A 14,338-nucleotide genomic window follows, 5' to 3' on the forward strand; every position below is an offset into this window, starting at 1 on the left:
GTAGTATAAATGGGGAACTTCACAGAACTGGATATGTATTTATTTGGCCAGGCAACACATTATGACATTTATAAGAAACTGGGAGCTCATCCGGCAGAGATAAGGAAGAAAAAGGGGATTCTTTTCGATGTCTGGGCACCACATGCTGCAGAAGTCTATGTCATTGGAACTTTTAATGACTGGGATGAGACAGCAAATCCGATGCGGCGGTTAGAGCCGTTAGGAATTGGAATTTATGAAACATTTATTCCAAAGGCAAAATTAGGAGACCTATACAAATATCTGATTATCACACCAGATGGACGGAAATTGTATAAAGCCGATCCATATGCCAATTATGCAGAGGTACGCCCGGGAACAGCTTCCCGTATTGCTGATATTGAGCATTTCAAATGGACAGATGATAAGTGGATGGACAAACGGAAACAGACAGAAGATGTCTATGCAGAGCCGATGGCAATTTACGAGGTACATCTGGGTTCCTGGATGCGCCATCCGGGAAGAGAAGATGAGGGATTCTATTCCTACCGTGAAATGGCAGAAGCACTGACAAAATATGTTAAAGGCATGGGATATTCCCATGTAGAATTAATGGGAATTTCCGAATATCCATACGATGGTTCCTGGGGCTATCAGGTAACCGGCTACTATGCACCAACTTCACGGTATGGAACGCCGGAGGATTTTGTTTATCTGGTAAACTACCTGCATAAGCATGGCATTGGCGTTATCTTAGACTGGGTACCGGCACATTTCCCGAAGGATGCCCACGGACTGGCTGATTTTGACGGCTGCCCGTTATATGAATATTCTGACCCACGGATGGGTGAACATCCGGAGTGGGGTACTAAGATTTTTGATTATGGCAAATCCGAAGTAAAGAACTTCTTAATCGGAAGTGCCTTAATGTGGATTGAACATTATCACATTGACGGACTCCGTGTAGATGCGGTGGCATCCATGTTATATCTTGACTATGGCAAGAAAGACGGACAGTGGATTGCCAATAAATATGGTGAGAACAAGAACTTAGAAGCCATCGAATTCTTCCGCCATATCAATACCTTAATCACCGGAAGAAATCATGGTACTGTCATGATTGCAGAGGAATCTACCGCATGGCCGATGGTAACCGGACCGGCAGACAAGGGCGGATTGAATTTCACATACAAATGGAATATGGGATGGATGCATGATTTCCTGGATTATATGTCTTTAGACCCGTATTTCCGTAAAAATAATCATCACAAGATGACTTTCGCCATGAGTTATAACAGCTCTGAAAAATACATACTGGTGCTGTCTCATGATGAGGTTGTGCATCTGAAGAAATCCATGTGGGAGAAGATGCCAGGTGATGAGGAAGACAAATTCCGTAATTTAAAGAGCGCATACTCCTTTATGATGGGACATCCGGGCAAGAAGCTCCTCTTTATGGGACAGGATTTCGGACAGCTTCGTGAGTGGAGCGAAGAGCGTGAATTAGACTGGTATCTTATGGAAGAACCACGTCATAGACAGTTAAATGAATACTTCCGTGAACTGCTTCATATTTACCGGAAATATCCGGCAATGTATGAGCAGGACAGTGACTGGAACGGATTTGAATGGATTAATGCAAATGATGCAGACCGAAGCATCTACAGCTTCGTCCGCAAGAGCAAGAATGGCAAGAACTCTCTTCTCTTTGTCTGCAACATGACACCGGTAGCCAGAGATGATTACCGTGTAGGTGTACCAAAGAAAGGTACTTACCATCTGCTGTTAAACAGCAATGAAGTCCGTTTCGGCGGTACAGAAGCAGATAAGAGCAGACCGGCAAGCTACAAGGCAGTGAAGTCGGAATGCGATGGCAAAGCGTATTCCATTTCCTATCCATTGCCGCCATTTGGTGTCGCAGTGTTCCGGGTAATGTAGAGGACAGAAAAAAATCGCATGAGTGGGAAATATGAATTTTTTATAAAATTAAGAATTATGGATTGACATATTTTTTCAATGTGATTAGTATAATATTAAAGACAGGCAACTTGAGTGTCTGCCAAGCGTGGAGGTAAGGTGTTGTGCCAGAGAGCAGTGCCTTACGAGCTTTATAAGGGTTTGACATTTACCACAATCTGGCTAGAGACCGTGGGTTTCGAAAGAAAATGTCGGAGGCTCTGCTAATTTTAGCAGAGCCTTTCTTTTTACATAATTAGGAGGAACTGACTTTATGCGAAATATAAAAGATTGTGTAAGTGCTTTCCTTCCGCTTTTAAATACTGAATACAAGATTGTATTGGGGAGAAAAGAGGTAGCTGTAACTCTAAGAATTACTTTTGATAAAAAGGACTGCTTTCATTTGATGGGATTACAGTATTTGGTTGATCGACCTGAATTAAATCGAGACAGAGGAAAAGTATTTGATGGGATAATGTCGGGAAGCATTAGCACAGAACAAGTTGAGTCATCGGATTTTTATAAAAGAATAGAAGAAAGAGTGAATTTCCTTCCGTTGTTGGAGCAGTTATTAGATAGTAATGATACAATATTTAAGTATAACAAGAAGGCAAATATGTATTCTATGATAGAGGCTGATTATCTGATGAAAAATAAAATGGAAGAGAAAGATTTATATCTGTTTTTATCGCATGCTACAGATGATAAGTATTTTTGCAGGTCATTCTTTCCGAAAGGGGAAAAAGATTATACCAAGAAGCAGGCTTCATGGACCCTGTTATATAAAAAGAAATATAATTTGAACACAGGTGAAGAAATTGTTTTGTATGACAGGTTAAAAAAATAATAATATGTATATTAGCAAGCCATTTGGATGAAATTCCAGATGGCTGTTTTATTTACGCGAGTAGCGAGAAAAATCTGGGAGAAAAGAAGGAGCCAAGCTTGCTTGAGTGAACTCCTTTTCTACTCAGATTTGGCGAGCAACGCGATAACTCGAGAAACTCGCAAAGCGTGTTTCTCGTAGTTGCTGTATGAAAGTAAATATAAGCAAAAAGTGAAGCCCAAAATTATAAAAAGATAATAAATTTCATAAATAAATGATGAAAAATAGAGATTGTGAAAAATATTTTCCAGTTGTTTTCAATGGCTTGTTTCTGCGGTTTAAGTGCCTTAAGATGAAGGTAAATAAAATACAGCAGAAAGGAGAAGAACGTGTATAATCATTTATTTCAGCCAATTTCTATTAATGGAATGATATTAAAAAATAGAATTGTGGCAACACCGACAGGTGATGATTTTGAAGAAAAAGCGTTGGGCGGTGCAGCACTTGTAATTGCGGGACATGCAATAGTAGAACCGGGACGTTCCAGTTTTGCAAGTCCGGAAGAACCGTATCCATTTGCCAAGTATGAAAGAGAAGCCACCAGAAAGAAAGTGTTGAAGATTCACAAAGGCGGAGCGAAAGCTTCTATCGAAATCTTTCACGCAGGACAGGATGCAAGAACGGTGGATTATGCGAAAGGACCGTCTGGATTTATCCGCCCGGATGGAGTGGAAGTAAAGGAAATGGATGAAGCGTTGATGGAAGAAACGTTGCAGTGGTATGCCGAGACCGCAGCAAGTGCAAGAAAAATTGGTTTCGATTCCATTTTTCTTCACTTCGGACATGGCTGGCTTCCGGCACAGTTCCTTTCCCCACATTACAATCACCGGACAGATTCCTACGGTGGAAGCATCGAAAACCGCAGCCGTTTTCCACTTCGGATATTAGAAACCGTCCGGAAAGCAGTTGGAAAAGATTATCCGATTGATATGCGTGTCAGTGCCTATGAATGGATTGAAGATTCCATAAGCTTTGAGGATGTGATGTACTTCCTGAAACAGGCAGAGCGGTATGTGGATACTGTTCAGATTTCATCTGGAATTGATAAAGTGTTTGAAGCAAATGTGCATTGCATCACAACCAATCTGGAAGAAGAAATGCCGAATCTCAAATGGGCAAAAATTGCAAAGCAGGAGCTTAAGATTCCGGTTTCTGTGGTCAGCGCCGTTATGACGCCGGAAATGGCAGATGAAATTATTGCAAAGGGTTACGTGGATATGGTGGCATTTGGAAGAACACTTCTGGCAGACCCGAACTGGCCGAAGAAAGCACTGGAGGGGCATCCGGAAGACATTGTTCCGTGTCTCAGATGCTCCAACTGTTATCACATTTCCACAGACCACTGGAATGTAGGCTGCTCCGTAAATCCAAGATATCATAATGAGGAATTTGTTCCATCGGGACTGGATTTGCCGGAAGCAAAAGAGAAAAAGCATGTGGTAATCGTTGGCGGAGGACCGGCAGGCATGAAAGCTGCCATGACAGCATATGACCGGGGACATCAGGTTACATTACTGGAAAAGGAAAGTGAACTGGGCGGCATGCTTCGTTTCATTGAAAAGGAAGCACACAAGGAAGAAATTAAGCGGCTGTTAAATTACTATCGGACTCAGATGGCAAAAAGAAAGATAGAGGTTCGTCTGAACACAGAAGCAACACCGGAGTCTATAAAAGAGCTTCAGCCGGATTCATTGATAGTTGCCCTTGGTGCTACGGAGCGGGTTCTTCCGATTCCGGGAATTGATAATCCCAAGGTACAGCTTGCAACAAAAGCGATTATGCATCCGGAACAGCTAGGACAGGAGATAGTAATCCTCGGTGGAGGAAGTATTGGATGCGAGATAGGATTAGAGCTTGCCGAGCAGGGAAAGAATGTTTCCATTCTGGAACTGACCGATACACTGGCAGCAAATGCCAACTCTTTATACCGGGAAGCATTACGTCAGAAGTTTTTGCAGTATGAGAATCTTCACAGCCTGTTAAAATGCGGTTGCAGCAGAATCGAAGAGGATGTTGTTGTTTATAAGGATGAAAAGGGAGAAGAGAAGAGTATTTCCTATGACAACCTGATTCTTTCTACCGGACTTTCGGCACAGAAAAAGCTTGTAGAAGCATTTTACGGAATTTGTAAAGATACCATAGCAATTGGGGACTGTATCAGTCCATCGAACATTATGAATGCAAATTTTGAAGGGTTTGCAGCAGGATTAAATATATAAGAAAAATGTGAATTACACAAAAGAAAGGGGTAATACGAATGAAAGACTACTCAGAATTAATTCAGGCGGTTATCGCCGGCGTGGGTGGCACAGATAATATTGAAAGTTGTATTCACTGTGCAACAAGACTCCGTTTTACATTAAAGGATGGAGCAAAATTTGATCAGGCCTCCTTAAAGAAAGTAAAAGGTGTACTGGGAACCTTAATCGGCTCCGGATATTATCAGGTATTAATCGGACCAAATGTAGGTGATGTTTATGCACAGCTTGCAGAAGTTCCGGCACTGAAATCCAAATTAAAAGCAGAAAATCCAGCAGAAGCTGTGGATGACGGGAAGAAGAAAGTCGGACTTTTAGACAGATTTACAAAAATGATGTCCGATGTATATGCACCGTATATTCCGATTCTGGCAACCGGTGGTATCGCATCCGGATTAATTGGATTACTGGCAAATCTTGGCGTAGTAGACAGCACAGGTCTTACTTACCAGACCTTTTATTCTATTTTTTATTCGCTGATTTATTTCTTCCCGATTCTGTTGGCATTTACAGCAGGAAAGCATTTTAAATGTAATCCATATGTAGCCGTAACACTGGGTGCATCCATTATGTATCCTGGCGTAGCAGACCTTCTGGTAACCGGTGAGAAAGCTTCCTTATTGGGAATTAACTTTACCACATATAATTTCAGCGGTTCCTTTATCCCGATTTTACTGGCAATATTCTGCATGAGTTATTTTGAAAAATGGCTGAAAAAGATTTTGCCACAGGTAGTGCAGTTTATCCTTGTTCCATTCTTATGTTTGATTGTATTTGTTCCACTTAGCATTCTTGTATTTGGACCACTGGGCGGACTTGTTGCAAACGGAATTAATGCTGTATACGGTGTAGTAAGCGCAAGCAAGATTCTTGTAGGCATTGTATTTGGTGGATTATTCTCCTTGGTAATCCTTCTTGGTATGCACTGGGCAGTTACTCCGATTCTCCTTGGAATTATGGCAGAGCAGGGCTTTGAGCCGGCACTGGCAGCAGGTGGAATGGGCAACTATGCAGCACTTGGAATCTGCCTTGCAGTAGCAGTATTTGCAAAAAATGCAGGAGACAAGACAACTGCCGGTTCAGCAGCATTTACCAATGCACTTTGCGGTATTACAGAGCCTGGACTTTACGGTATCATTTTAAGAAGCAAATGGTTGCTTGGAACAATGATTGTTTCCGGTGCAGCAGCAGGATTAGTTCTTGGAATCGGCGGTGTTGCAGCAACAAACTTCTCCTTCTCAGGACTTCTTGCTTTCAGTGGCTGGTTTGGATGTGTCAACTTCCCGATGTACTGCGTAGGAATTATTGTATCCATTGTTTTAGGATTCGGAATTACAGCATTCCTGCTTAAGAGCGGAAAAGTAAAAGAATATGACTAGAATATAATTGATGCGGGAAACCCGCAAAGCATATTTTAGGTAATTTACAATATCTTCCCTTTTTTTCCGGTGGATTCTCTGCTAAAATAAATGTAAAATTATTTGGCAAAAGCTGCCGGAAGAAAGGGAAGTGCTATGATTATAGAAAAACTGATGAAGCAGGCAGACTTTACAGATGTTGAAAAAAGTATTGCAGCTTATTTGATGAAAAATGGGTTTGATGTAAAAAATATGTCCATTCAGTCCTTGGCGCGTGCGACTTTTTCGTCGCCGTCTACTATTACAAGATTTTGTAGAAAGCTGGGACTGGATGGATATAAAAAATTTCAGATTCTGTTTTATTCAGAATATGAAGCATTTGCAAATCAGGGCGTAGTAGATGCAAACTATCCTTTTTCGGGAAATGACTCTTTTGAACAGATAGCAAGGAAACTTGCAAAATTAAATAATGAGACTATAAGAAAAACAGTGTCTGGATTTGATTATAACCAGCTGCACCGCATTGTACAGCGGATGAGCAGAGCTGATATGATTAATGTTTTCAGTGTCGGAACCTCTGCCACAGTAGCGCTGGAATTTCAACAGAAAATGCTGCGTTTTGGTAAAATAGTAAACTTGACGATGAGTTCCTGTTTCCTGCCGGGCTATGCACTGACGGCAACGGAGCACACCGTCAATTTGGCAATTTCCCAGTCTGGTGAAAACCGGGATGTGGTAGAAAGCTTAAAGCTTCTGAAAAAGAATAAACGGTACTGCGTAGGAATTACGGCAACTCCAGACAGCTCCGTGGCGAAAATGTGTCAGGAAGTCATCCTGGTGGACATCCAGGAGCAGGGCTCTTATGAAGAGAAAATAGATACGTTTGCGGTATATAGTGCATTCCATTTTATATTGGATTGCATGTTTTCATTTTTGTATCAGCTTGATTATGAAAGCAATGAAAAGGAGACAAAGGAAAAGGCGTATTTCATAAAAGAAAGCAAAGAGCAGTAGAAAGACGAGGATGTTGTCTATAGTTATGTAAACCAACCAGGCTTGGCAGCATAGAAGTGAAAAAAGAAAAGAAAGGCGGGAAATAGAGATGTTTTCCATTTTTAAAAATAAAGAAAATTCTGCAGAAGAGAACCAGACACCGGTTCTGAAAGCATATCTGTCGGGAAAAGTAATTCCGATTGAAGAAGTAAAGGATGAGGTATTTTCCTCAAAGGCGTTAGGTGATGGACTGGCAATTGAGCCGGAAGGAAATATTGTTACCGCTCCATGTGCCGCAACAGTATCTTTATTAATGGATGATTCCAGGCATGCGGTTGGATTAACCTTATCAAACGGAGCAGAAGTCCTGATTCATGAAGGAATCGATACCGTAAATATGCAGGGCGATGGTTTCCGCTACTTTGTAAAACAGGGACAGAAAGTAAAAGCGGGAGACAAGCTCTTAGAATTTGACCCGGAGAAAATCAAAGCCCAGGGATATGAGAAAACCTGCATTCTGGTATTTACCAACGGAGATGAGTACCCGGATATGAAGTTTCATACCGGAATGGATGCAGTACAGAACGAGACGGTAATCGTAGAATTTTAAGATTGGAAATTTGTAATTAAAAAACATAGAAACTTCACATATTATAATGTTAGGACTTGTACTTAGTTTTTCAACTTTAAGCGGATGCGGAAACAATACAGCAACCCACACGGAGGTTTCTACGGAGGCAGAGGAAAGCGATACCTTATATGGCGAGGTCAGTAGCGTTAGTGATGATTCCATTACGATAGAGGTTGGAGCATACAGTTTCGATGACGGAACGCTTACACTGAGCGGAGAAGAAAAGACCATAACCGTAACGGATGATACAACCATCAGCCGTCAGGGAATGGGTGGCGCACTGGGAAATGGCGAAACACCGGAGAAGCCATCTCAGGAGATGAGCCTTTCGGATTTGACAAAGCCGGAAGAGCTGTAAATCAAAAGTAATTTATAGAAAAATAGTAATAAAATAAAAAGTGTATAAAACCAGATAGTTCTTTCTTTCATAAGAAAATGGCTATCTGGTTTTTCGCTACCTACTTAAGTTTTTCACTCAATCAACCGACATAATAAAATAGCAGGACATTTGATAAGACCGTGAAAATGGAGGAATTTCATGCGGATAGAACAGAATCAGAAAATGGATGCCAATGTAGTGGTGACAGGAAACGCCAGACAGGACAATGTGGCAGCTGCGAAGAAGGACGCATCCATTGTAAGAATAGAAAAAGACAGAAAGGCAGATCGTCTGTTAGAGCAGCCGACTTATGGCAAGCCGGAAAAAGAGGGAAATGCCTTAGAGAAGATTAAGGAGCAGGCATCCAATCTGGACGCAACCCAGATGAAAAATGAGATGCTTTTTGCATCAGACCATACTACGGGAAAAGATGTAAAAGCAATGGAAGAAGATGGATTTTCCCTGACGGATACGGAGATTCCAACGGTAGTAACCGAGACCGATAAGATGAAGATGCGTCTGGCAAAATCAGGAGAGGACATCAGCTATTTCGGGGACGGACTCAGTGATGCCCAGATTGAAGCGATGGCAGGAAGCACTGCAATGGCACAGCATATAGAATCAGCCCTGAATACCGTAAATATCCCGGTGACGGAGAATAATGTAAAAGATATTACAGAGACTGCAAATATGATGGAAGAACTTCATACACCGGATGAAGGAAGCATGAAATATATACTGGATAATGAACTGCCGGTTACCACTGCCAATTTGTACAAAGCAGAATTTTCCGGGAGTGCAACCTATGCCGGAATGCAGCAGATGACAGACCTTGATTATGATGCGTTAAAGCAGCAGATAGAAGCCGTAATATCCGAAAGCGGTATGGATGTCAATGAGCAGAATATGGCAGATGGCAGATGGCTCATTGAAAATGGTATTCCACTGACTGCAGAGAATTTAGAGAAGTTATCCACATTGCAGCAGTTACAGCTTCCGCTTGGTGAGGAAGAAATTGTAGCGGTATCGGCAGAGGCAATTTCCGATGGAATCCGTCCGCAGGATGTCGTACTTTCCGGAAATGATTTCAAGGATCAGGCGCAGGATGCATTGGACGTCATTACCAATGTAACGAATGAGGAACTTGCCTATGTGGTAAATTCCGGAGAACCGCTTACTATTGAGAATCTGAAAAAAGCTGCGGATGAGATAAAGAACAAGGACACAAAAGTTTCAGCGGCAGCGGATAAAACAGCTTATACGAAAAGCGGCTTAGACCTTCTGACTGCAAGAAGACAGTTAGAGGAAACCAGACTGAAAATGACCAGTGAAGCGAACCTTTCTTTACTGAAAAAAGGAATTTCCATTGATACCATGGAATTGTCCCAGCTGGTGGAAGAACTGAAAACACAGGAAAATGAATATTACAGCAGACTCCTTTCCGGGGATGGCATTGTACCAAAGGAAGCGGATGTGGCATTGTTCCGGAATGTCATGGACACATCTGAAGCATTAAAAGCGATGCCGGCATATGCTCTTGGAATCCATCCGGTAGATGAAACAACATTGCAGAGTCTCTATGAAGATGGAGCTGCCTTAAAGGATACCTTTGAAAAGGCAGGAGAACGATATGAGACTATGATGACCGCACCTCGTCAGGACATGGGAGATTCCATTTCCAAGGCATTCCGCAATGTGGATGATATTTTAAAGGATTTAGACCTGGAAACAAGCTATGGAAATCAGCGTGCCGTCAGAATCTTAGCTTATAACCAGATGGAGCTGACACCGGAAAATATTGCGGAAATGAAAGCTGCGGATGAAGAAGTGCAGCGGGCATTTGAGCATTTAAAACCGGCAGTTGTGCGTACCATGATAAAAGAAGGCATGAATCCGCTGGATATGAGCTTTGAAGAGATAAACACCGTATCTGAGCAGATTCAGGAAGAACAGGGCATTACCGAAGAGGAAAAATTCAGTAAATACCTTTATAAATTAGAGCAGAATAAGGAAATCAGCGAAGAAGAACGAAGTGCTTATATCGGTGTATACCGGCTGATCCGTCAGGTAGAAAAGACAGACGGCGCAGCAATCGGAGCCTTGCTGCAGCAGGGCGGAGATATTACATTGCGTGGACTTCTGACCCAGGTTCGTTCCGCAAAGCATGGTGCCATGGATTATCAGGTAGATGATGATTTTGGAGGCGTACAGACCAAAGAAGGAGCCGGCATTTCCATTACGGAGCAGATTGAGGGAGCTTACCAGAAGAATAAGCTTTCTGATGTGAAAGACGGACTGGTACCGGAGAAGATTGCACCATTTATGGAAGATGAAAAATGGCTTTCCATGACACCGGAAGAACTGGCAGATGCCATGAAAGAAGTGGAGCAGGAAGAGGAAACAGAGGCAGCTTACCGGAGGGAACAGGTACAGGAACTGTCCCAGGCAGCGGCGGCACCACAGGAAGTCTATGAGTGGTTAGAACAGCTTGATATGCCGGCAACCGTTAACCGGGTGCTTGCGGCAGCAGATTATATGAACAACCGGAATCAGGTATTTAACCGTCTGTTTAAGATGGCAGACAGGAGTGAAAATCTGACAGAGGAACTGGAAAATATCAAAGAAAAAATATTTTCTGATTTTGCAGAAGCAGTTAAGACACCGAAGGAAATGGCAGAAGCCCAGCGGAAGCTGGCAGATACCGCAGAGAATGTCATGAAGACCATGATGATGTCGGAGGATAATCTTACAAGCCTTGATTTGCAGGAACTGAAAATGATGCATACCCAGATTGCATTGGGAAGTGCGGCGGCAAAGAAAGAAGAATATGCAGTTCCGGTACTGGTACAGGGCGAGACCTGCAACGTTTCGCTTAAGATTGTCCGTGGTGAAGAAAAGAAAGGTCTGGTGGATGTTGTTTTTGAGACAGACCGGTTGGGAAGAGTGGCAGCGCAGCTTCGTGCCGGCAAGGAAAAGATTTCCGGTTATATTGCAGCAGAATCCAAAGAGACAACGGCATTATTTGAAAGCCATGCGAAAGAGTGGGAAAATCTTTTTGCACAGGAGCCGGGACAGGAAGTCAGCATCAGCTATATGACCGGGGAAATAAAGAAGGATGGAATCCATCACAGCGCAGAAGTTTCTTCTGAAAATACAGACAAGCCGGAAGAAAAGAATTCTTCAGATACGGAAATTCAGACAAAGACACTTTATGGAATGGCAGAAAGTTTCCTAAAAGCGGTTAAGTCCTTAGAAAGGTAGTCCGATATACAATACATAAGACATGGAACGTCAATAGACCGCAAGGATGCGGGCATGAATGGAAGAAAGGAATTAAGATAAATGAAAGTAAACCATAACATGTCAGCAGTAATTACAAATAAACAGTTATTGCGTACAGAAAATAAAGTAACCGAGGCAATGGAGCGTCTGTCCTCCGGATTAAAGATTAATCATTCCAAAGATAATCCGGCAGGTATGGCAATTTCCAATAAATTAAATTTACAGATTGAAGGACTTGACCAGGCATCCCAGAATGCGTCTGATGGTATTTCCGTATTACAGACAACCGATGGAGCCTTAAATGAAGTGACTTCCCTGATACAGAGAATGCGTGAGCTTTCTGTACAGGCAGCCAGTGATTCCAATACACCGGATGATAAGAAAGCAATTCAGCAGGAAGTAGAAGAATTAAAGAAAGAAATTAACCGTGTCAGCAAGGATACCGAGTTCAATACCAAATCCTTACTGGATGGCAGCATCCAGCGAAGAGTATATGGAACCAACGCTACAAGAATGGCAGTATCCAGTAATGTAACCGCAGCAGATTATACCGTAACCATCAATCAGGCAGCTGAGACTGCAAAGAAGGATGCAGATACCGTTGCATTTAATGATATGACAGCAACAATCGGAGCGTCCGGTAAAATGAAAATTAACAGTTCATCCGTAGAAATAGAAGCAACCGATACCTATGAGCAGGTCTTTGAGAAAATCAGAACAGCCGGTGAGTTAGGCGAGACTACCGTAAAAGCAGATGGCGGTAAGCTTTCCTTTGAATCCACTGCATATGGCGAGACAGGCAAAGTAGAAATCACAATCAGCGATGCTGCGTTGGCAGCACAGCTTGGATTTAATTCCATGACACCGGCAGTATCTTACGGAACCAATGCTGAGGTAGATATTCATGCTGCAGGAAGCGGATTTTCAACCACTGCAACTGCCGCAGTCGATGGCAATAAAGTAACTATTACAGACCGTGATGGATTTGAAATGTCTTTTCTTACCAAGAGCGGACTTGCCGCAGGAAGTACTGCTAAATTAGAAGTGACCGACATTGGAACCATGGATCTTCAGGTAGGAGCCAATGAAAACCAGACCATTAAAGTAGATATTCCGGAGATTGATACCGAGACCTTATATCTGGATGATTTAGATGTAACAACTGTAACCGGAGCAGACCGGGCAATCGTTGCATTAGATAATGCACTGGCAAGAGTATCTTCCGTACGTTCTGCCATTGGAGCCTGTGAGAACCGTCTGGATTCTACTGTAGGAAGTCTTGATGAGACCAGCGAGGATATGACATCTGCACTTTCCCGTATTTCAGATGTAGATATGGCAGAGGAAATGACCAATTATACACAGCAGAATGTATTGTCCCAGGCAGCAATTTCCGTATTGTCCCAGGCAAATGACATTCCACAGCAGGTATTACAGTTACTTCAGTAATCAAAGGAGACTGTCATGGATAGTAGAACAAAGCAGGACTTTACCAGAAGGATTACCCAGAGTAACCGCAGTGAACTGGTAGTGGTTTTATATGATATCTGCTTTTCTTATCTTGATGAAGCAGAAAAAAATCTGAAGGAAAAAGATTTTGATGTATACAAAGAAGCCGTCCGGAAAGCTGATGCAGTGATTGGAGAACTTCAGGCGGCATTGAATTTTCAATATGAACTTTCCCCACAGCTTTATCCGCTTTATTCCTATTGCAGAAGAGAGCTGATGTGCAGTATGTATCAGCAGAACGGTGACGGCATCGCCCATGCAAAAAGAGTTCTGAACGGTTTGTATCAGGCCTTCTGTGAGGTCGCAAAGCAGGATACCTCAGAACCCTTAATGCACAATACCCAGCAGGTATATGCGGGTATGACGTATGGAAAAGAACAATTAAATGAAAATTTTCAGGAGTCAGATACTTCCAGAGGATTCTTCGCGTAAGAATCCTCTGTTTTTTGCTTTAAGCGGCGTAGCAGAAATTTATATTTCAGCTGCATGGCATTTACTTCATAAATATAGGCATCAATCAGATCCGGTTCTACAACATTCTGAAAATTCGCATATGCGAAGTCTAAATCATTCTTTGTCCGGTTTAAATCATCTAAAAGTAAGCGGTAGCCGGCATCCGGCGCAGGTGTGTTTTTTGCAATTCCAAACAATACGATCCCCACTTTCTTTATGGAAAATAAATCCTCTTTTTACTAAGTATAATCAGAAAAATCCAATCTATACAAAAAAAGGAATATTTTTTTTTGCAGAAAAATATGTTAATGGTAAGGAAATGGATACTTGAAAAGGATTTTAAGCAGTGTAATGAGTAAAGAAACAGGAATTATGGTGATTATAGGCATTTGTCTGCTGGTTTTGTTTATCGGAATCTTAAAACAGAGGGCAGACCTTGTCTTAAATTTTGTTGTCCGGATGGCAGCAGGAGCGGTGGCAATTGTCTTTTGCAACCAGCTGCTTTCGAAGAATGGCATTGACATTATGGTAGGACTGAATCCGTGGAGCCTTACAACGGTGGGACTGCTGGGAGCAGGAGGATTTACCCTGCTTTATGGAATTATGGCATATCGTCTGATGTAATATTTGTGAAATGTGACGAAAGAAAAAACT

The 14,338-nt window shown here is 42.2% G+C and carries 12 protein-coding genes; 11 read left to right on the forward strand and 1 reads right to left on the reverse strand.

The genetic code is table 11. From position 1 onward, the window contains the following. The first annotated feature begins 9 nt into the window (after positions 1–9). From glgB to DXB39_RS11385, 10 genes are all read left to right on the forward strand, one after another. Positions 10–1,917 carry a 1,4-alpha-glucan branching protein GlgB gene (gene glgB / locus DXB39_RS11340; protein WP_117841873.1) on the forward strand — a complete coding sequence of 636 codons (1,908 nt, stop codon included), beginning with the start codon at positions 10–12 and terminating at the stop codon, positions 1,915–1,917. A gap of 292 nt (positions 1,918–2,209) precedes the next feature. Continuing rightward, complete coding sequence (locus DXB39_RS11345) at positions 2,210–2,782, forward strand: PBECR4 domain-containing protein (protein WP_117841874.1); 573 nt, start codon at positions 2,210–2,212, stop codon at positions 2,780–2,782. Positions 2,783–3,150: 368 nt separating this feature from the next. Continuing rightward, on the forward strand, positions 3,151–5,040 hold the full coding sequence (locus tag DXB39_RS11350; protein WP_199535137.1) for an oxidoreductase: 1,890 nt from the start codon (positions 3,151–3,153) through the stop codon (positions 5,038–5,040). Positions 5,041–5,078: 38 nt separating this feature from the next. Next, entirely contained in the window at positions 5,079–6,458 is a 1,380-nt protein-coding gene (locus tag DXB39_RS11355) for a PTS transporter subunit EIIC (protein WP_117698781.1), read from the forward strand. Between the two features lie 135 nt (positions 6,459–6,593). Beyond that, on the forward strand, positions 6,594–7,451 hold the full coding sequence (locus tag DXB39_RS11360) for a MurR/RpiR family transcriptional regulator (RefSeq protein WP_147343896.1): 858 nt from the start codon (positions 6,594–6,596) through the stop codon (positions 7,449–7,451). Between the two features lie 88 nt (positions 7,452–7,539). Then, positions 7,540–8,040 carry a PTS sugar transporter subunit IIA gene (locus DXB39_RS11365; protein ID WP_117841876.1) on the forward strand — a complete coding sequence of 167 codons (501 nt, stop codon included), beginning with the start codon at positions 7,540–7,542 and terminating at the stop codon, positions 8,038–8,040. 46 nt (positions 8,041–8,086) lie between these two features. Next, a complete protein-coding gene (locus DXB39_RS11370; protein ID WP_117841877.1) occupies positions 8,087–8,419 on the forward strand; it encodes a hypothetical protein in 333 nt (110 codons plus the stop codon). Positions 8,420–8,599: 180 nt separating this feature from the next. Continuing rightward, positions 8,600–11,701 (forward strand): DUF6240 domain-containing protein, encoded by a 3,102-nt coding sequence (locus tag DXB39_RS11375; protein ID WP_117841878.1) that lies wholly within the window; start codon positions 8,600–8,602, stop codon positions 11,699–11,701. A gap of 81 nt (positions 11,702–11,782) precedes the next feature. Next, a complete protein-coding gene (locus tag DXB39_RS11380; RefSeq protein ID WP_117841879.1) occupies positions 11,783–13,171 on the forward strand; it encodes a flagellin N-terminal helical domain-containing protein in 1,389 nt (462 codons plus the stop codon). A 15-nt stretch (positions 13,172–13,186) separates the two neighbouring features. Continuing rightward, entirely contained in the window at positions 13,187–13,663 is a 477-nt protein-coding gene (locus DXB39_RS11385; RefSeq protein WP_117841880.1) for a flagellar export chaperone FliS, read from the forward strand. Here DXB39_RS11385 and DXB39_RS11390 read toward each other — a convergent pair. Beyond that, the gene (locus DXB39_RS11390; RefSeq protein WP_243006026.1) at positions 13,627–13,881 is read right to left on the reverse strand and encodes a YaaL family protein; all 255 of its coding nucleotides are present in this window, start codon (positions 13,879–13,881) and stop codon (positions 13,627–13,629) included. The two genes, DXB39_RS11385 and DXB39_RS11390, sit on opposite strands and share 37 nt — an antisense overlap. Before the next feature lie 154 nt (positions 13,882–14,035). Here DXB39_RS11390 and DXB39_RS11395 point away from each other — a divergent pair, with 154 nt between their 5' ends. Beyond that, entirely contained in the window at positions 14,036–14,308 is a 273-nt protein-coding gene (locus tag DXB39_RS11395) for a pro-sigmaK processing inhibitor BofA family protein (RefSeq protein ID WP_022242867.1), read from the forward strand. Positions 14,309–14,338: the final 30 nt, after the last annotated feature.

Origin of the sequence: Roseburia sp. OM03-7AC (genome assembly GCF_003462625.1) — a bacterium.
GTDB lineage: Bacteria > Bacillota > Clostridia > Lachnospirales > Lachnospiraceae > Roseburia_C > Roseburia_C amylophila.

Coding starts and splice junctions, on each gene's coding strand:
- DXB39_RS11380 (WP_117841879.1), top strand. CDS start 11,783: ATGAAAGTAAACCATAACATGTCAGCAGTAATTACAAATAAACAGTTA.
- DXB39_RS11370 (WP_117841877.1), top strand. CDS start 8,087: ATGTTAGGACTTGTACTTAGTTTTTCAACTTTAAGCGGATGCGGAAAC.
- glgB (WP_117841873.1), top strand. CDS start 10: ATGGGGAACTTCACAGAACTGGATATGTATTTATTTGGCCAGGCAACA.
- DXB39_RS11360 (WP_147343896.1), top strand. CDS start 6,594: ATGATTATAGAAAAACTGATGAAGCAGGCAGACTTTACAGATGTTGAA.
- DXB39_RS11375 (WP_117841878.1), top strand. CDS start 8,600: ATGCGGATAGAACAGAATCAGAAAATGGATGCCAATGTAGTGGTGACA.
- DXB39_RS11385 (WP_117841880.1), top strand. CDS start 13,187: ATGGATAGTAGAACAAAGCAGGACTTTACCAGAAGGATTACCCAGAGT.
- DXB39_RS11355 (WP_117698781.1), top strand. CDS start 5,079: ATGAAAGACTACTCAGAATTAATTCAGGCGGTTATCGCCGGCGTGGGT.
- DXB39_RS11365 (WP_117841876.1), top strand. CDS start 7,540: ATGTTTTCCATTTTTAAAAATAAAGAAAATTCTGCAGAAGAGAACCAG.
- DXB39_RS11395 (WP_022242867.1), top strand. CDS start 14,036: ATGAGTAAAGAAACAGGAATTATGGTGATTATAGGCATTTGTCTGCTG.
- DXB39_RS11345 (WP_117841874.1), top strand. CDS start 2,210: ATGCGAAATATAAAAGATTGTGTAAGTGCTTTCCTTCCGCTTTTAAAT.